Here is an 18,104-nt window from a genome sequence, read left to right on the forward strand (position 1 = left end):
AACAAACTGGAATAAGTCTGGTTGAAAATCATGCAGGAAAAGCAAAACGCGCCTGGATCGGCGCGTCGAAAGGTTTAAAGCTTACCGGTAAGGTGCCAGCGCTGATAGCGCAGCAGACGCAGCTGCCGTTTAATGCGGGTCGGCTGTGAAAGCAGGCGGTATAGCCATTCCAGACCTAAGTTTTGCCAGATTTTAGGCGCTCGCTTTACTCGTCCGGTAAATACGTCATATGTACCACCGACGCCCATATAAAGTGCCTGAGAATGCACTTTCCGGCATTCTTGCATTAAGATTTCCTGGCGCGGAGATCCCATTGCTACCGTGACAATCGCCGCCCCACTTTCATGAATGCGTTCAAACAAGGCTGGCCGCTGCTCATCCGTAAAATAGCCATCCTGAGTGCCGACAATATTGACCTGCCAAAGCTGCCTTAGCTTAGCCTCAGTTTGTGCCAGCACCTCAGGCTTACCGCCCACCAAAAATACCGGCGTGCCTTCCTGGCCCGCACGCTGCATCAAGGCTTCCCACAAATCGGCACCGGCAACGCGGTTCACTACGGCTTCCGGGAATTTCTTACGGATGGAACGAACGACGCTGATACCGTCGGCGTATTTGTATTCCGCTGCGGCGATAAGGCCGCGAATTTGCTCATCATCTTCTGCCGTCAGAACCTTTTCGGCATTGATTGCCACCAATGTCCCCTGCCGCAAATTCCCTCCCGCATAGAGATAATCCAGCGCATGCTGCATATCTCGCCACCCCAGCAGGCTCAGACCGCGAATATTATAGGAAGGGGCTTCAGTAGAGTTGTTCATGGATATCCTTGTCATGCATTTGTGTGTCGGCAGCAGGTGCAGACACGCGGCGCAGGCGCTGATGAATGAGCCCTGCACTTTCAAATAGCCAGTAAAGTAGTTTTGCCACAACCAGGCACGCGCCAAAAATGACGAGGAAGAACACCACACGGGACACAAAAGAGTCCAGCCCCTCACGGGCCAGAACGATCATATTGAAAATCGCCCCAAAGCAGAACGCGTAGATAATCGCCGCTTTATAGCGGTTGCTTTCCCTGTTCGCCAGCTCATAGAGCCAGTCAAACCATTTGATAATCAGCCCAACGACAACCGCGCCGAGTGGGATAAACCACACGCCGCCCATCACCACCAGCGAGCCGATCAAGGTTGGGGAAATGGCCAGTCCCGAATGGTTGTTTAGCACCTGCCACGTGAAGTAGTTCGCGGTATTCAACACTGTCCCGGGGCGATCTGGCCATACCCAGCTTGGGATAAATACGTAGAAATCGCGAATAATAGGTGCCAGCCCCTGGAACTCGATCTTGTCGTAGTTTTGCAACAGCAAACCCAGATTTTCCCACGGAGAGAACGTGTCGCGAGTCAGATAAAGGAAGGTATAAAACGCCTCGTCTCCGCTAACGTTCAATCCATAGCGCTTAAGTGCCAGCCAGAACATCCCGACGATACCTAGTACGCCCGCCGCCGCCAGCATCCAGAGCGAGATCCAGCCGCGAATAATGCCGATAAACAGGAAAATGGCAAAGGCAATGATGATGTTCGCGCGCGTCCCGCCGACAATCATGTACGTCAACAGGCCAAAGGCGACAGTGCTGACCAGGAAGAAGATCCAGGCCCGGCCGTCCTGACGCAGGAAGTACACCACCAGCATGGCTGGAATAAAGAAATAGAAGAAACGCTTAAGCGCGACGCCTGACACTTCGCTGGAGAAGATTTGGCTGTAAGAGTGCAGTTTGAACAGCAAGAAACCGTTATGGGCAAAGAAGATGCCGACGCTGACCAACGCCACCAGCACCAGCATCAGCCACGTCAGGTGCGTCTCAACCCGGTTCATGGTAAACAGCGAGCGCCGCTCCGTATGCCCTGCCTTCGCCCTAAGCCGCGTTTTATAGGTCACATAGTAAATACCATAGAAACAGGCCGCCGCAAGCTGAGCCTGCAACAGCACGTCCGCGGGCACCACCGAAACCCCAAAACGAAACACCAGGGTACAGGTAAACGGAAAGCCGAAGAAAAAGGTCAACAGGTAAAGCAGTGAAAAGAAGACGTTGAAGTTAAAGCGCACGCGGCGAAACTCCTGATACGTCAGCAATCCGATAAACCCGACCGACAGGAACCAGACAACAAATAACCCGCCAAATTGCGTCAGACTCATTTTTGCTCTCCAGCCGCGATGCTCAACGCGTGATGCCACCCATCAATATAGTTGGGGTTAAAGAAAGCGATGCTTTGCTTATCCAGCAAACGTAGCTGGCGTTGAGCCTCTCTCACGGTCGCTTCATCAAGAGCATCCCCGGTAAAGAGCACCGGAATATGCTGCTCGACCATATCCTGCCAGAACGGATTTTTGCGGTTCAGCACGCAGGGGATCCCGGCCTGAATCAGTAAACACAGGGTGCCGATACCCTGCTGGCGTTCAAAGATAAAATAGCCGAGATCGCACTGGCGCAGCAGGTTAAGGTAATCATTAAATTCAATTTTTTCCGTCAGCACGCCGAGATTTTCCGGGCTAAACAAATCGCTGCCAGCCTGCTTTACCTCTACAATATAAGCATCGTTGTTTGCCGGGTAACCCATTGGTACAACAACCCGAACCGTGTCGCCAAACTGCTGATGAATAGATTTGAGGGCATCAACATGCCGGTTACTTCGATCGCCGGAATTCCCCACCAGCAATGTTAACTTCCCGCTGCGTTGCGGCTCGTCAGCCATTGTATTGAGACCTGGGTCCATGCGCGTTGGGAAATACAGCAGCTCACCAGGCACCCGCGGGTGGCGCTGATGGAAATAGCTTAAATCCCCACGAGTGGCAAAAATGCGCCCCACCCGCCCCTGAGCAAAACGGCGTAGCTGGTAAAAAAGCCGAAACTTAATACTACGGGAAACCTCATAAAGATCGGCCCCCCAGATATGCCAGTTCATCTGCTCTGGCTTCAGGCCCCCGGTCAGCAAAGCAATCCACAGGCTGCCGTTAAACTGCCCGTGAAAAAAGAAACGCTGCTGCCGGTTAGCTCGGGCTTTTGCCAGAACGTTTGCGGCAATAGCCTGCTTCGAAGGGTAAAGGGAGATCGACAGCGCCGGAAAAGCGGACAACAGGGATTGATCTCCGGATACCACGAGAAATTCTCGGGCATGGGGAGTCGTGGCGGCTAAAACGTCGTTAAAGAAACGCAATACCGTCTGATTGTGATGAGGGATATCAGATCCCAATACGTGAATCAGTGTTGTCATGCTCGTCTACGATAAATAAGGAAAACGCCACAGCAGAGCGCAAAATAAACAATATAAGTCGCCATATAAGCTTGAGCCGCCCCCAGTGCGCCGTGGGCGGGTATCAACCAGCGCGAGAAGCCGGTTAACAGAGCAAACTGGCTGATTTCAGTCAAAATATAAAAACGCAGCGACGCCTTGGCGATAACCAAATAGCCAAACACATAGGCCCCCACCTTCAGCACGTCCCCCACCAGCTGCCAGGCAAACAAATCACGCATGGCGCTGAATTTTGGTGAGAACAGTAGCCAGATGGCGAAATCACGCAACAGCCAGACTGTCAGGCTTGCCGCCGCCACGGCGGGCAGAACAAACTTTAGCGAGCGCACGATTTCTCGCGTAATGGCACTTTTTTCTTTCAGACGCGCAAGCGTAGGCAGCAAATAAACGCTAAAAGATGCGGTAATAAACTGCAGATAAGCATCTGAAATACTGCTTACCCCTTGCCAGATACCGACTTCATCCCAGCTGTAATGCTCCGCCAGCAGGTTTCGCATCATCACGTAGGCCACGGGGAGCGTAACTGAGGTGATCAGAGCCATCACAGTAAACTTACCAAGATGGCTGGCCAGCAGCTTATCCCAGCTCGGCTTCAGGTAGCTCAGCGGAACATGTTCACGCCTCACAAGCATGACGACAGCAGGGATAACAACCAGTGCAGGCACCAAAGCCAGGCCTAACAACGCCCCCTGGTAACCCCCTAAACGATAGCAAGCATAGTAAGCCAGCACGCCAATCAAGCTGCCTGCAATCAGTGCCAGGGCGTTACCTGCGGCGTCGCGAAATCCTTTCATAATGGCCAGCGACAGGTTTGCCCAGGCAATCCCCATCTGGACCAGTGCCACCAGGCGCACCAGGTTCTGGTAGTCTGCATGGCCAAACAACCCTATGCTGATTGGCCGTGCAGCCAGAACGAATATCACTGCCAGCAGGGAAGAGAATCCGAGCACCATTGCAGAAGAGGTGCCGAGTACCCGCTTTAGCTGTTCCGGGTTGTCATGATGTTCGGCAACGTATTTAGTCACGCCGTTAAAAATACCTGCACCGGCAAGCACACCCAGTACGGTCACCATTTGGCGAAAATTGCCGGCAAGTCCCACGCCAGAGGGGCCAAAGGCCACGGCCAGCATTTTGACCACCAACAACCCGGCACCAATTTTTACCAGTGTGGACCCGGCGGTCCACACTGAAGCTTTAGCTAACGACATCTCAGGCGAAGTAACTTTGCAGCGTATTGATAACGGTGCGTTGGTTCACCGGCGACAGGTTGTAGAACAGCGGCAGGCGGAGCAGGCGCTCGCTTTCACGAGTGGTAAAGCGATCTTCCCCATGGAATCGACCAAATCTTTCCCCGGCAGGGCAGGCATGCAGCGGAATATAGTGGAACACCGCCATGATTTCCGCTTCTTTCAGGTAGGAAATCAGCGCGCTGCGATCTTCAATATCGCGTAGCTTGATGTAGAACATATGGGCGTTCTGCACGCAGTCTTCCGGGACAACAGGCAGTTCTATGCGCCCGGCTTTAGCCAGGGGTGCAAGGGCATCGTGATAGTTTTGCCATAGCTTAAGGCGCTGCTGATTAATCTTCTCTGCCGCCTCGAGCTGCGCCCAAAGGTACGCGGCCTGCAGATCTGCCATCAGATAGCTTGAGCCTATATCACGCCAGGTGTATTTATCCACCTGCCCACGGAAGAACTGGCTGCGGTTGGTGCCTTTTTCACGGACGATTTCTGCCCGCTCAATTAAAGCAGGGTCGTTAATCAGCGTCGCTCCGCCTTCACCACCCGCAGTATAATTTTTGGTCTCATGGAAGCTGAAGCACCCGATGTGGCCAATCGAGCCTAACGCCCGGCCTTTATAAGTAGACATCACGCCTTGCGCGGCATCTTCCACCACAAACAGGTTATGTTTTTTCGCGATGGCCATGATGGTATCCATTTCACAAGCCACACCTGCGTAATGAACCGGCACAATAACGCGTGTTTTTTCGGTAATCGCCGCTTCTATTTTGGTTTCATCGATGTTCATGGTGTCAGGACGTACGTCTACAAACACGATGACAGCGCCCCGAAGCACAAAGGCATTAGCCGTTGAAACAAAGGTGTAGCTCGGCATAATCACTTCATCGCCAGGCTTGATATCCAGCAGGATAGCGGCCATTTCCAACGAAGCTGTGCAAGACGGCGTCAGCAGCACTTTCTTGCTGCCAAAACGCTGCTCCATCCATTGCTGGCAGCGACGGGTAAATCCCCCGTCTCCACACAGTTTGCCGCTACCCATAGCAGCCTGCATGTATTCAAGTTCTGTACCAACGACCGGCGGAGCGTTAAATGGGATCATTTTTTCACCTGTATAACCAGAAGGCAGTGCTTTCTATGGTGGCACCGCTTTTAATATAGCGACGCAGCGCCGCGGTATTGCTCACCTGAGTAGCCACCCGCAGAGTTGTCAAACCACGCTGACGACACCAGTCTTGCGCCGCAGCCATTAGTTCCTCGCCCAAGCCTCGTCCGGCAAGCAGGCCAATTCTGGCCTCTGCATCATTTAGCTGCCGCAAGGTCACAAAGCCCAGGCATTCGTCGCCGTTCTGCAGCAACAGGCACTGATGATCGAACGTGCCAAGGACAGCGTTTTCAATCCATTGCGCATAGAAACGACCGCTGTCCCCGGCTTTGTACCAGGGCGTGCGGAAGCGGCTTTGCGTGAATACCTGAGAAGCCGCCAGGCGAAGCGCAGGAATATCATTTGGCTGAGCGATATCGACGGGAATATTTGCATTTTGCGTGCCAACAGAAAGGACCAAATCCACTTCACCTTCGACAAGCTGGAAACCAAGCTGCTGCAGACCATCCAGCCAGTCGGTACGATGAGAGGGAATTTTTGCCTGGACGCGCGACCAGGTATTTAACTGATCTTCCAGCAGCGCAGGGGCTTCCTCAGAGAAGCGAACCGCGCAGCTGTTTACGTCAAAGAAACGATTTTCCCAGTCCAGAGGAGCCAGGGTGCCGTGAATTGGGCTCATCGTCAGTTACCGCCAAACACCTTTGGTATCGACAATCCACGGCTGACGCACTTTGTCAGCCGGGACAGCTTTAAATTCGTTATGGTCAACTAACATCACCAGCACATCAGCCTGGCTAAGGGCTGCTTCCAGCGAGGTTAATTCGCAGTGACCAGCGAGCTTCGCCGGTAGCGTGTGGATATTAGGTTCGACGACCAGCGTTTTACCGCCGTGCCACTCGGCCAACAGCTCAGCAATTTCCATTGCCGGGCTTTCACGCAAATCGTCAATGTTCGGCTTAAAGGCAAGCCCAAAGCAGGCAATCGTCAGCTCGCTGGTCCGGCGGCCTGTTTCAGCCAGGCAATCGGCTATCGCGGCCTTAACCTGGTTTATCACCCACAAAGGCTTGCCGTCATTCACTTCACGAGCAGTGCGGATAAGACGGGCTTGTTCAGGGTTCTGCGATACGATGAACCATGGGTCTACCGCGATGCAGTGCCCTCCGACCCCCGGCCCTGGCTGCAGCACATTCACGCGTGGATGGCGATTGGCAAGGCGAATCAATTCCCAGACGTTGATTCCCTGATCTGCACAGATCAGGGAGAGTTCGTTGGCAAAGGCGATATTGACATCACGAAAGCTGTTTTCCGTGAGCTTGCACATTTCGGCCGTGCGAGAGTTGGTAATAACGCATTCGCCTTCGAGGAAAATGTTATACAGCTCGCTCGCACGAGCAGAACATACCGGCGTCATACCGCCAACAACGCGGTCATTCTTGATCAGTTCAACCATCACCTGCCCCGGTAAAACGCGCTCCGGGCAATAGGCGATATTGATATCCGCCTGCTCTCCCGCTTGTTGAGGGAAACTCAAATCCGGACGCAGAGCAGCCAGCCATTCCGCCATTTGCTCAGTCGCGCCGACAGGCGAAGTTGACTCAAGCACGACCAGCGCCCCTTTTTTCAGGACAGGCGCAATGGATTCTGCTGCCGATTTCACATAAACCATGTCCGGTTCATGATCGCCTTTAAAAGGGGTTGGCACAGCAATAAGATAAGCATCAGCCTCAACGGGCTGCACGGTGGCGCTCAGGTAGCCAGCATCAACAGCAGATTTCACTACTTTGTCTAAATCAGGCTCAATAATGTGAATTTCACCCCGATTGATGGTATCCACCGCTCGCTGATTAATATCCACGCCAATCACTTTACGTTGACGAGAAGCAAACGCGGCAGCGGTCGGTAGGCCAATGTAGCCAAGACCAATTACGGAGATGGTGGAAAAATTCATAATTTCACCTGATTTTGTTTTAAGGCATTTAAAATACGGCTGCAGGCCTCGCCATCGCCGTAAGGGTTATGGGCACGGCTCATCGCATTATATTCATGCTCATTACGGAGCAGTTGGGTGACTTCGGCGACAATTCTCTCTTCGTCGGTCCCCACTAACCGTACGGTACCTGCGGCAACGGCTTCAGGACGCTCAGTAGTTTCGCGCATCACCAAAACGGGCTTCCCAAGAGAAGGCGCTTCTTCCTGAATCCCACCGGAATCCGTCAAAATAAGCCATGCGTGGTTCATGAGATAAACAAAGGGCAGATATTCTTGAGGCTCAATCAAAATCACATTTTCGATATGCCCCAAAATACGCCTCACAGGCTCACTGACGTTTGGATTCAGGTGAACCGGATACACTATCTGCACATCGCTGTTTTGCGCGGCAATTCTTGCCAGCGCGCGGCAAATACGCTCAAAACCATCACCAAAACTTTCCCGACGGTGCCCGGTAACCAGAATCATTTTTTTACTGGCATCAAGGAAAGGGTGTTTCGCCGCGATTTCCTGGCGCACGGTTTCTTGAGCCAGGACCCGATCGCGGACGGAAAGTAACGCGTCAATCACACTGTTGCCGGTCACAAAAATTTTTTCTTCGCTGATATTTTCTTTTAGCAGGTTCTGACGCGAATTTTCCGTCGGCGCAAAATGCCAGGAAGCAAGATGTCCGGTTAAAGTACGGTTTGCTTCCTCCGGCCATGGGGAGTACAGATCGCCAGTGCGCAATCCTGCCTCAACGTGCCCGACAGGGATCCGCTGATAGAAAGCAGCAAGGCTCGCCGCAACAGTAGTAGTGGTATCGCCATGGACCAAAACAACATCCGGCTTAAAGGATTCCAAAATAGGCTTTAGCCCTTCCAGAATACGACAGGTAATTTCCGTCAAGCCCTGCCCCGGCTTCATGATATTTAAGTCGTAGTCTGGCGTAATGGAAAAAAGGTGTAATACCTGATCCAGCATCTCACGATGCTGCGCCGTTACACATACTTTCGCGTCAAAAAACGCGTCTTTTGCCAACGCATCTACCAACGGCGCCATTTTAATAGCTTCCGGGCGCGTGCCAAAAACGGTTAATACTTTCACGGTGATTCTCTTATGTTGAATAAGGTGGAGACATTCCATCGCTCCTCCACCAGGAAAGGGCTTACGCTGTCTTTTGACGGCGAGCTAACGCTACGCCAGCACCAATAAGCGCCCCAACCGCACCCCACATAATCAGCAAGAACGCACGACGAGGGCTATCACGCTTAACTGGCTCTTCCGGCGTGCGTAAATAGCGGTAGGTCTGGAAACGAACATCGACTGTCGGCCCAACATTCAGCGTATTTAACATCGCCCGGTTTTGATCGTAATCGATATCAAAATCAGGCCCTACGGCCTGGAGGCTTTCCAGGCGCGCCTGCAACATAGGACGACCCAGCATGAACATTTCTGAATCCGGAAGTTCTTCTGCAGGAACGTTCGTTTCGCTGCGGGTGATATTTTGCTGTTGAGCAACTTTTAGTGCCTGCTCAATGCTTTTGATTTTGCGATCGTAGATAGACTTCGCCACGGCTTCCTGCCGTTTTACCTGCGCTTTCATCTGAACGGTACGCGCAGCCCAGGCACCTGTAAGCTCTTCATTTAAATGGCTAGCTGCACGCTGGCTGGCAAAGGCGACATATTGCCGCAAAAGGTTATTGGCATCAGCGGCAGTTTCAGCCACCAGCTTTACGCTATCGCTGATGTTACGAGCGCTGTCGCCCGGCGTGTACTGGATATTATCGACGATCTCATCCAACAGTGCGGCGTCGGCTTTGCTATTCCCCACCTGACGCTGCTTGTAGTAATCCGTCTGTAACCAGAAATCCCTGCGGGTATCATAGGCTGAAAGCTGTACGATGAATTCTTTGTATGCTTCATCCATGACCGAAGGCTGATCTGTCGTCGCCATATTGGCTTTTACATCGAGGTTGCGCAGAAACTGCTGCTGAGAATAGTAACCCCCCAGCATATTGACCGTCGGGCGGTCGGTGATCGCCGTTGCACTCCACTCTTGTTTCGCTAAGAAGGTGTAAATCAGCGCAATAAGGGCAAACACAAAGGCGATTCCGATAATCCAGAATTTGCCCTGCCACAGCGTGCGAAACAAGCCGCGAATATCCAGCTCGTTCTCCACTACCGGGTAATTACCTGGCACATGCTCTTTCATCGCTTCCCCAATTCAAGTCAGACTAAATGTTTACGTTGTTGTTTCTGCGAACACGACGTTTATGACGCCTGATAAAACGCGCCACTTTCCAGGCCCGCTTAATACAAAAATCGTATAGCACGAATGCTAGCAAGAATAATGCCAACATCACCCACTCTGGAATAAAATGTAGATACTCAGCAGTAACACCAATGGCAGCGAGTAACGCTGCAGCAAGGGTGATCAGCACAAACGCCTGTCTTGAAGTAAACCCAGCGCGCATGATCAAATGATGAATATGCTGCCGATCGGGGGAGAATGGACTCATGCCTTTGCGCAGGCGACGATACATAATTGCTATCATGTCCATCAATGGAATCGCAATGATCCATAACGCAGTCACCGGGCTTATTGCATGTGTTTGCCCCTGCGTCGTTTCCAGTAAGATCCAGATAACGGTAAAACCGATTAGCGTGCTGCCGGCGTCTCCCATAAAGACTTTATAACGACGTCCAAGCACACCAAGGTTAAGCAGAATGTATGGCAGGATGGCAACGATCATGGCAAAGCACCACATCGCGAGGCTGTACTGACCATCAAAGAACAGAATGATACCGATCGCAGCAAACGAAACAGACGATAGGCCACCGAGTAAGCCATCAATGCCATCAACCATATTGAAGGCGTTGATCGCTGCCCACACGGCGAATAGCGTCAGGAAATAACCAAATGGGCCCAGTACCAGTTCCCATGAGCCAAATATATAACCCAAACTACTGAGATGCAGATTGCCATAGAACATCATTACGATGCCAATAACTGCCTGAATTGACGCTCGAATTTTCACTCTTACATCAAAACGATCATCAAGTGCACCGATCAGAACAAGGACGCCTGCGCAGGTTAAATAAAGCCAGCCGTGGGGGATGTAGTACTTCCCGAGTATGAAAGAAAAGCAAATACCTGCGTAAACAGAGATCCCACCAACCAGGGGAATCAACCCCTGGTGGCGCTTACGGAAATTCGGTTTATCAACAAGGCCAATTCTCTTCGCTACCTTGCGTGCAATGAATAAAAAGGCGGTAGTAAAGATGAAAATTAGGAGCAAGTCAGTTCCGGCGGTGACTAAATTCACAGTGAAAGGTCTCTGCAAGATTTATGGGCAAAGTCAGCATAGTAAAAATATGCAACTGTCCCGAAGAGATTAAACATAATTCCTCCCTGAACAAACCGTTAGCGATGGATTGTTTCCATGGCAAAAGGAATTTTGAAAAGATAACGATAGCCAATACATTCATCGTCTGTATATCGTATCTAGCAGAAAAGAAAAACGCCACGACTAAGCGTGGCGTTCCCCGAGTTTTTGTTGCTTACGAGCGCTTCATCATGTCGAAGAAGTCATCGTTGGTTTTGGTCATCGCCAACTTGTTGATGAGGAACTCCATCGCATCAATTTCGCCCATCGGGTGAATGATTTTGCGCAAGATCCACATTTTCTGCAGCTCTTCCTGCGTGGTGAGCAGCTCTTCTTTACGCGTACCGGAACGGTTGTAATCGATGGCCGGGAAGACGCGTTTTTCAGCGATCTTACGGGACAGATGCAGTTCCATGTTACCGGTGCCTTTAAACTCTTCGTAGATGACTTCATCCATTTTAGAGCCGGTATCGATAAGCGCGGTGGCGATAATAGTCAGGCTACCGCCCTCTTCCACGTTACGTGCAGCACCGAAGAAACGTTTTGGACGATGCAGGGCGTTTGCGTCCACACCACCGGTCAGAACTTTACCGGATGCTGGCACAACGGTGTTATAGGCACGCGCCAGACGAGTGATGGAATCGAGCAGAATAATAACGTCTTTCTTATGTTCAACCAGACGTTTCGCTTTCTCGATAACCATTTCGGCAACCTGAACGTGGCGAGAAGCCGGTTCGTCAAAGGTAGAAGCTACAACCTCACCTTTAACCAGACGCTGCATCTCGGTCACTTCCTCTGGACGTTCGTCGATCAGCAGCACCATCAGTACACAGTCAGGATGGTTATAAGCAATGCTCTGCGCGATGTTCTGCAGCAGCATGGTTTTACCGGCTTTTGGCGGTGCCACAATCAGGCCACGCTGGCCGCGACCAATTGGTGATGCCAGATCCAGTACACGAGCGGTTAAGTCTTCGGTAGAACCGTTACCACGCTCCATACGCAGACGAGAGTTTGCATGCAGAGGCGTTAAGTTTTCGAACAGAATCTTGCTACGGGCGTTTTCCGGCTTATCGTAGTTAACTTCGTTAACCTTCAGCAGCGCAAAGTAGCGTTCGCCTTCTTTTGGCGGACGAATCTTACCGGAGATGGTATCCCCTGTGCGGAGGTTGAAACGGCGGATTTGGCTGGGAGAAACGTAGATGTCGTCGGGACCGGCGAGGTAGGAGCTGTCTGCGGAGCGGAGGAAACCAAATCCATCCTGCAGTATCTCCAGCACACCGTCACCAAAGATATCTTCGCCACTCTTAGCGTGTTGCTTCAGGATGGAGAAAATGATGTCCTGCTTGCGCATGCGGGCTTGGTTTTCCAGCCCCATATTTTCGCCGAGAGTAATCAGCTCAGAAACCGGCGTATTCTTTAATTCGGTAAGATTCATAATGGTGGGTTCTTAAACTCGGGGTAAATCTCGAACTTAGTTTCGTGAATGGTATGGCAGGGTCATCCGTGCCTGTTTAGTGGCTACCACACATGTCTGATCGCTGCCTGGTCATAGGAAAAACGCAGAACTGAAACGACAAGACGGAATGGGTGATAAGCCCGAATTCGGTTATGCGTCCGTTGTGATTGCTGTAAAAGAGAGTTGATTTGACAGCGAACGGGAAGCATTAAGGTATTACAAAGATTCAAACTTAAGGGCAAGTTTAAAGCGAAGTCATAGGTAACTTAGCATGTGTGACGCCGGGCGTCCAGCAGCTCGCAAAAAAATGCAAATGCGGCACGCACCGGCTGAGATTCCATTATGCCAGATTAGCGTCGAGGAACTCTTTTAACTGGCCTTTAGACAGCGCGCCTACTTTGGTCGCAGCGACTTCGCCATTTTTGAACAGCAACAGGGTTGGGATACCACGGATGCCGTACTTCGGCGCCGTACCCGGGTTCTGGTCGATGTTCAGCTTAGCTACGGTGATTTTGCCCTGATATTCATCAGCGATCTCGTCGAGAATCGGGGCGATCATTTTACACGGACCACACCACTCTGCCCAGAAATCAACCAGAATCAACCCTTCAGCTTGAAGCACGTCCGTGTCGAAACTGCCGTCAGTCAGGTGAATAATTTTATCGCTCATGTTCAACTCCACAGGATTATGTCTACCTTGTTGGTGTAGCATTAACCAACTTGGGGTGACTTTATTTCACCCGGTTTATTTCAACGGATGTGCTTTCGTAAAGCAATAGTAAACTGATATTCTACCACACTATGAGCAAAACACATTTGACCGAAAAGAAGTTTTCCGACTTCGCCCTGCACCCTAAGGTGATTGAAGCCCTTGAAAATAAAGGGTTCCATAACTGCACCCCAATTCAGGCACTGGCACTTCCGCTGACTCTGGCGAATCGTGACGTTGCAGGGCAGGCGCAAACCGGTACAGGCAAAACGATGGCGTTTCTGACGTCCACGTTCCACTATTTACTTTCTCACCCGGTTCCAGAGAACCGTCAGGTGAATCAACCACGCGCCTTGATTATGGCGCCAACCCGCGAATTAGCGGTACAGATTCACTCTGATGCGGAACCGTTAGCTCAGGCGACTGGCCTGAAGCTTGGCCTTGCCTATGGTGGCGACGGCTATGACAAACAGCTGAAAGTGCTGGAAAGCGGCGTCGATATTTTGATCGGTACCACCGGCCGACTGATTGACTACGCCAAACAAAATCACATTAACCTGGGCGCGATTCAGGTTGTGGTCCTGGATGAAGCCGATCGCATGTACGATCTCGGCTTTATTAAAGATATTCGTTGGCTGTTCCGCCGCATGCCGCCGGTCACTCAGCGCCTGAATATGCTGTTCTCAGCCACACTTTCCTACCGCGTACGTGAACTGGCCTTCGAGCAGATGAACAACGCGGAATATGTGGAAGTTGAGCCCGAGCAGAGAACGGGTCACCGCATTAAAGAAGAGCTTTTCTATCCTTCTAACGAAGAGAAAATGCGTCTGCTGCAAACGCTGCTCGAAGAAGAATGGCCAGACCGCGCCATCATCTTCGCGAACACCAAACACCGCTGTGAAGATATCTGGGGCCATCTGGCCGCTGATGGTCATCGCGTTGGGCTGTTAACGGGTGATGTCGCACAGAAAAAACGCCTGCGCATCCTGGAAGAGTTTACCCGTGGCGATCTGGATATTCTGGTTGCAACTGACGTTGCGGCTCGTGGCCTGCATATTCCAGCCGTTACTCACGTTTTTAACTACGATTTGCCGGACGACTGCGAAGACTACGTCCACCGTATTGGCCGTACCGGTCGTGCCGGGGCAAGCGGTCATTCGATCAGCCTCGCATGCGAAGATTACGCCCTGAACCTGTCGGCAATCGAAACCTATATTGGTCACGCCATTCCGGTGAGCAAATATAACGCTGAAGCACTGTTAAATGAGTTCCCACCGCCAAAACGTCTGACCCGCAGCCGCCCAGGCAACGGTCCACGCCGCGGTGGCGCTCCTCGTGGTAATCGTCGTCGCGCAGGTTAAAAAATCTATGCTAAGTACCGCCTCACTCTATGCAGCAATTGATCTGGGTTCTAACAGTTTTCATATGTTGGTTGTGCGTGAGGTGGCAGGAAGCATACAAACCCTGACCCGCATTAAGCGAAAAGTCCGCCTCGCTGCTGGCCTCAACAGCGAGTGCGTTCTCTCTCCGGAAGCCATGGAACGTGGCTGGCAATGCCTACGCTTATTTGCCGAACGCCTTCAGGATATCCCTCAGAATCAAATTCGCGTTGTGGCTACAGCCACGCTGCGCCTCGCCGTTAATGCCGATGTTTTTTTGCAAAAGGCGCAGGAAATCCTCGGCTGCCCGGTCCAGGTGATTCGCGGTGAAGAAGAAGCCCGCCTGATTTATCAGGGCGTTGCCCACACGACCGGGGGCGACGATCGCCGTCTGGTGGTTGATATCGGTGGCGCCAGTACCGAACTGGTAACGGGCACCGGGGCGCAGACAACCTCGTTATTCAGCCTCTCAATGGGCTGTGTCACGTGGCTGGAGCGTTTCTTTAGCGACAGAAATCTTGCTCAGGAGAACTTCGCGGCTGCAGAAGCGGCAGCTGCAGAAGTACTCAGCCCGGTCATTGCCGAGCTTAAAAACCACGGCTGGAAGATTTGTGTCGGCGCTTCAGGTACCGTGCAGGCGCTGCAGGAAATCATGATGGCGCAGGGAATGGACGAACGTATTACCCTGGCAAAACTGCAGCAGCTAAAGCAGCGAGCAATTCAGTGTGGCCGGCTGGAAGAGCTGGAAATTGAAGGACTCACGCTGGAGCGGGCACTGGTTTTCCCGAGCGGCCTGGCCATTCTCATCGCTATCTTCCAACAGCTTGATATTGAATGCATGACGCTTGCCGGTGGCGCGCTGCGTGAAGGTTTGGTCTACGGGATGCTGCATCTTGCGGTTGACCAGGAGATTCGCCAGAGAACGCTGCGTAACGTCCAGCGCCGTTTTATGGTAGATACCAGCCAGGCGGCTCGCGTGGAGCAGCTTGCGCAGAATTTTGCTTCGCAAATCGCCGAGCCCTGGGGGCTGGATCCCCTCAGTCAGCAAATGCTGGCAAGCAGCGCTCTGCTGCATGAAATTGGCTTGAGCATCGATTTTAAACATGCCCCGCAGCATGCGGCCTATCTGGTGAGAAACCTGGATTTGCCGGGCTATACGCCCGCGCAGAAGAAATTGCTGGCAACGCTACTGCTTAATCAGACCAATCCTGTCGATCTCTCTTCGCTCCACCAGCAAAACGCTGTCCCGCCGCGCGTGGCGGAAAGACTCTGCCGCCTGTTACGCCTGGCGATTATTTTCGCCAACCGCCGCCGGGACGATATCCTGCCCGAGATTAAACTGCAGGCCGACGGCGAAACGCTGCATCTGGCATTGCCCGACACCTGGCTTGCCTGTCACCCTCTCGGTGCCGAGCTGCTGGAACAGGAAAAACTGTGGCAAAGCTACGTTCACTGGCCGCTCAGCGTCAATTAATCTAGCTTTTACGCGCTTTGGCCAGCATCTCACGGATGTTGGCCACATTACTTTGTCCTTTTTGCATCCGCTCTTCGGCAGAAACCACTTTCCGCTCAGTTTCCCAGCTCAAATCGTCCTGTGGCAGCTCCAGCAGAAACCGGCTTGGTTCAGGGCGCACCAGCTCACCATACTGCCGGCGTTCCCGGCACAGCGTAAACGTCAGCTCTTTTTGCGCGCGGGTAATTCCCACGTAAGCCAGGCGGCGCTCTTCATCCACGTTATCTTCATCGATGCTGCTTTGATGCGGCAGGATCCCTTCCTCCATGCCGACAAGATAAACATAGGGGAATTCCAGGCCCTTAGAAGCATGCAGGGTCATCAACTGAACCTGATCGGCTTCTTCTTCACTTTCACCACGCTCCATCATGTCGCGCAGGGTAAAACGCGTTACTACCTGGATTAACGTCATCGGCTCATTCAGGTCGTTGCCTTCAAGCATCTCGGTCATCCAGCTGAAAAGCTGGTTAACGTTTTTCATCCGCATTTCAGCAGCTTTCGGGCTGGGTGAGGTTTCATACAGCCAGCTTTCATAGTCGATGCCGTGGATAAGATCTCGCACGGCAGCCACCGGTTCGCGCCCGGCAAGCGCAGCCACGTCCCGCAGCCAGTGGGTAAAACGCTGCAACGCATCAAGACCGCGCCCGCTGAGCGTCTGACTTAGTCCCATATCAAAGCTGGCGGTGAACAAGCCTTTATTGCGCTGCATCGCCCACTCGCCAAGCTTTTGCAGCGTTGCCGGGCCAATTTCACGTTTGGGTGTGTTCACAATACGTAGAAATGCGCTGTCATCATCCGGGTTCGTCAGCACCCGCAGGTAGGCAAGCAGATCTTTAATCTCCGGACGCGAGAAGAATGAAGTGCCGCCGGAGATGCGATACGGGATGCGGTTTTGCATCAGCATCTTTTCGAACACCCGCGACTGGTGATTGCCGCGGTACAGAATCGCGTAATCTTTATAGTTAGTTTTATTAATAAAGTGGTGGGCGATCAGCTCGCCGGTAACGCGTTCGGCCTCATGCTCTTCATGATTAGCCGTCACGACCTTCAATTCTGCACCGTGTTCAAGTTCAGAGAAAAGCCGCTTCTCAAAAACGTGCGGATTGTTAGCGATCAGAATATTGGCCGCATTCAAAATCCGGCGGGACGAGCGGTAGTTCTGCTCAAGCTTGATCACCTGCAGCGCCGGAAAATCTTTGCTCAGCAGAACCAGGTTCTGCGGATTCGCGCCACGCCACGAATAAATGGATTGGTCATCGTCACCTACAACGGTAAAGCGCGCCCGCGCGCCAACCAGCAGTTTCACCAGCTCATACTGGCTGGTGTTGGTATCCTGGTATTCGTCCACCAGCAGATAGCGAATACGGTTTTGCCAGCGTTCCCTAACTTCTGCATTGCGCTGCAGCAGCAGCGTTGGCAGCAAGATGAGATCGTCAAAGTCCAGTACGTTGCAAGACTTCAGATGGGTATCGTACAGCCCGTAGCAATGGGCAAAAATACGATCCCGTTCGCCCTTCGCCTGCGCGGCAGCCTGTGCCGGAGACAACAAGCCGTTCTTCCAGTTGGAGATCGTCGAGATCAGCTGCTGAAGCAGTACTTTGTCGTTTTCTAACAGGCCTTCAGTTAGCTCTTTTAGCAGTGCGGTCTGATCGGTATCGTCAAACAGCGAGAAATTAGATTTCATACCAAGCGCCGCATATTCACGCTTGATAATCTCCAACCCTAGCGTGTGGAAAGTCGAGATCATCAATCCGCGTGCCTCTTTGCGCCCCAGCGTCTGCGAAACGCGCTCTTTCATTTCGCGGGCGGCCTTATTGGTAAAGGTTACCGCCGCGATTTGGCGCGCCTGATAGCCACTTTCGCGAATCAGATGCGCAATCTTATTGGTGATAACGCGCGTTTTACCCGAGCCAGCTCCGGCCAAAACCAGGCAGGGTCCGGTGACAAATTCGACGGCTTGTTGTTGGCCAGGGTTTAAACGCATACGGTCACTCAATGAAAGTCAGGAGGGGACAAAAACAGCGTGGTAGTATAGCGAGCGTAAT

The 18,104-nt window shown here is 52.3% G+C and carries 15 protein-coding genes; 2 read left to right on the top strand and 13 right to left on the bottom strand.

Annotated features, from left to right (window positions below; all coding sequences use genetic code 11):
• Nucleotides 1-74 precede the first annotated feature (74 nt).
• From wecG to trxA, 12 genes are all read right to left on the bottom strand, one after another.
• Nucleotides 75-815 carry a lipopolysaccharide N-acetylmannosaminouronosyltransferase gene (gene wecG / locus B9Y90_RS19135; RefSeq protein WP_085542199.1) on the bottom strand — a complete coding sequence of 247 codons (741 nt, stop codon included), beginning with the start codon at nt 813-815 and terminating at the stop codon, nt 75-77.
• The gene (gene wzyE, locus B9Y90_RS19140) at nt 799-2,187 is read right to left on the bottom strand and encodes an ECA oligosaccharide polymerase (protein WP_085542200.1); all 1,389 of its coding nucleotides are present in this window, start codon (nt 2,185-2,187) and stop codon (nt 799-801) included. The genes wecG and wzyE overlap by 17 nt, the downstream gene beginning before the upstream one ends.
• Complete coding sequence (locus B9Y90_RS19145; RefSeq protein ID WP_085542201.1) at nt 2,184-3,263, bottom strand: TDP-N-acetylfucosamine:lipid II N-acetylfucosaminyltransferase; 1,080 nt, start codon at nt 3,261-3,263, stop codon at nt 2,184-2,186. The genes wzyE and B9Y90_RS19145 overlap by 4 nt, the downstream gene beginning before the upstream one ends.
• Nucleotides 3,260-4,510 carry a lipid III flippase WzxE gene (gene wzxE / locus B9Y90_RS19150; protein WP_085542202.1) on the bottom strand — a complete coding sequence of 417 codons (1,251 nt, stop codon included), beginning with the start codon at nt 4,508-4,510 and terminating at the stop codon, nt 3,260-3,262. Before wzxE ends, B9Y90_RS19145 begins: the two co-directional genes overlap by 4 nt.
• Nucleotide 4,511: 1 nt before the next feature.
• Nucleotides 4,512-5,642: a dTDP-4-amino-4,6-dideoxygalactose transaminase gene (gene rffA, locus B9Y90_RS19155; RefSeq protein ID WP_085542203.1), complete on the bottom strand. Its 1,131-nt coding sequence runs from the start codon at nt 5,640-5,642 to the stop codon at nt 4,512-4,514.
• A 4-nt stretch (nt 5,643-5,646) separates the two neighbouring features.
• Entirely contained in the window at nt 5,647-6,324 is a 678-nt protein-coding gene (gene rffC, locus B9Y90_RS19160) for a dTDP-4-amino-4,6-dideoxy-D-galactose acyltransferase (protein ID WP_039289212.1), read from the bottom strand.
• A gap of 6 nt (nt 6,325-6,330) precedes the next feature.
• A complete protein-coding gene (gene wecC, locus B9Y90_RS19165; RefSeq protein WP_039289211.1) occupies nt 6,331-7,593 on the bottom strand; it encodes a UDP-N-acetyl-D-mannosamine dehydrogenase in 1,263 nt (420 codons plus the stop codon).
• Nucleotides 7,590-8,720 (bottom strand): non-hydrolyzing UDP-N-acetylglucosamine 2-epimerase, encoded by a 1,131-nt coding sequence (gene wecB / locus B9Y90_RS19170; RefSeq protein WP_085542212.1) that lies wholly within the window; start codon nt 8,718-8,720, stop codon nt 7,590-7,592. The genes wecC and wecB overlap by 4 nt, the downstream gene beginning before the upstream one ends.
• A gap of 61 nt (nt 8,721-8,781) precedes the next feature.
• Complete coding sequence (gene wzzE / locus B9Y90_RS19175; protein WP_085542204.1) at nt 8,782-9,828, bottom strand: ECA polysaccharide chain length modulation protein; 1,047 nt, start codon at nt 9,826-9,828, stop codon at nt 8,782-8,784.
• Nucleotides 9,829-9,850: 22 nt separating this feature from the next.
• On the bottom strand, nt 9,851-10,942 hold the full coding sequence (wecA, locus tag B9Y90_RS19180) for a UDP-N-acetylglucosamine--undecaprenyl-phosphate N-acetylglucosaminephosphotransferase (RefSeq protein ID WP_085542205.1): 1,092 nt from the start codon (nt 10,940-10,942) through the stop codon (nt 9,851-9,853).
• 235 nt (nt 10,943-11,177) lie between these two features.
• Nucleotides 11,178-12,437, bottom strand: coding sequence for a transcription termination factor Rho (rho, locus tag B9Y90_RS19185; protein ID WP_008455558.1), 1,260 nt, complete (start codon nt 12,435-12,437; stop codon nt 11,178-11,180).
• 361 nt (nt 12,438-12,798) lie between these two features.
• Nucleotides 12,799-13,128, bottom strand: a complete 330-nt coding sequence (gene trxA / locus B9Y90_RS19190; protein ID WP_008455560.1) for a thioredoxin TrxA — start codon at nt 13,126-13,128, stop codon at nt 12,799-12,801.
• Between the two features lie 131 nt (nt 13,129-13,259).
• Between trxA and rhlB the strand changes: the two genes are divergently transcribed.
• The gene (rhlB, locus tag B9Y90_RS19195) at nt 13,260-14,528 is read left to right on the top strand and encodes an ATP-dependent RNA helicase RhlB (protein ID WP_008455563.1); all 1,269 of its coding nucleotides are present in this window, start codon (nt 13,260-13,262) and stop codon (nt 14,526-14,528) included.
• 7 nt (nt 14,529-14,535) lie between these two features.
• Nucleotides 14,536-16,020, top strand: coding sequence for a guanosine-5'-triphosphate,3'-diphosphate diphosphatase (gene gppA / locus B9Y90_RS19200; protein WP_039296409.1), 1,485 nt, complete (start codon nt 14,536-14,538; stop codon nt 16,018-16,020).
• Nucleotide 16,021: 1 nt separating this feature from the next.
• Here gppA and rep read toward each other — a convergent pair whose 3' ends face one another.
• Complete coding sequence (gene rep / locus B9Y90_RS19205; RefSeq protein WP_085542206.1) at nt 16,022-18,043, bottom strand: DNA helicase Rep; 2,022 nt, start codon at nt 18,041-18,043, stop codon at nt 16,022-16,024.
• Nucleotides 18,044-18,104 lie beyond the last annotated feature (61 nt).

The organism is Cedecea sp. NFIX57, assembly GCF_900177785.1.
Classification (GTDB): domain Bacteria; phylum Pseudomonadota; class Gammaproteobacteria; order Enterobacterales; family Enterobacteriaceae; genus Cedecea; species Cedecea neteri_C.

Excerpts from the sequence above, each read along its gene's own strand:
- wecG (WP_085542199.1), bottom strand. The coding sequence starts at position 815 with ATGAACAACTCTACTGAAGCCCCTTCCTATAATATTCGCGGTCTGAGC.
- wzyE (WP_085542200.1), bottom strand. The coding sequence starts at position 2,187 with ATGAGTCTGACGCAATTTGGCGGGTTATTTGTTGTCTGGTTCCTGTCG.
- B9Y90_RS19145 (WP_085542201.1), bottom strand. The coding sequence starts at position 3,263 with ATGACAACACTGATTCACGTATTGGGATCTGATATCCCTCATCACAAT.
- wzxE (WP_085542202.1), bottom strand. The coding sequence starts at position 4,510 with ATGTCGTTAGCTAAAGCTTCAGTGTGGACCGCCGGGTCCACACTGGTA.
- rffA (WP_085542203.1), bottom strand. The coding sequence starts at position 5,642 with ATGATCCCATTTAACGCTCCGCCGGTCGTTGGTACAGAACTTGAATAC.
- rffC (WP_039289212.1), bottom strand. The coding sequence starts at position 6,324 with ATGAGCCCAATTCACGGCACCCTGGCTCCTCTGGACTGGGAAAATCGT.
- wecC (WP_039289211.1), bottom strand. The coding sequence starts at position 7,593 with ATGAATTTTTCCACCATCTCCGTAATTGGTCTTGGCTACATTGGCCTA.
- wzzE (WP_085542204.1), bottom strand. The coding sequence starts at position 9,828 with ATGAAAGAGCATGTGCCAGGTAATTACCCGGTAGTGGAGAACGAGCTG.
- rho (WP_008455558.1), bottom strand. The coding sequence starts at position 12,437 with ATGAATCTTACCGAATTAAAGAATACGCCGGTTTCTGAGCTGATTACT.
- trxA (WP_008455560.1), bottom strand. The coding sequence starts at position 13,128 with ATGAGCGATAAAATTATTCACCTGACTGACGGCAGTTTCGACACGGAC.
- rhlB (WP_008455563.1), top strand. The coding sequence starts at position 13,260 with ATGAGCAAAACACATTTGACCGAAAAGAAGTTTTCCGACTTCGCCCTG.
- gppA (WP_039296409.1), top strand. The coding sequence starts at position 14,536 with ATGCTAAGTACCGCCTCACTCTATGCAGCAATTGATCTGGGTTCTAAC.
- rep (WP_085542206.1), bottom strand. The coding sequence starts at position 18,043 with ATGCGTTTAAACCCTGGCCAACAACAAGCCGTCGAATTTGTCACCGGA.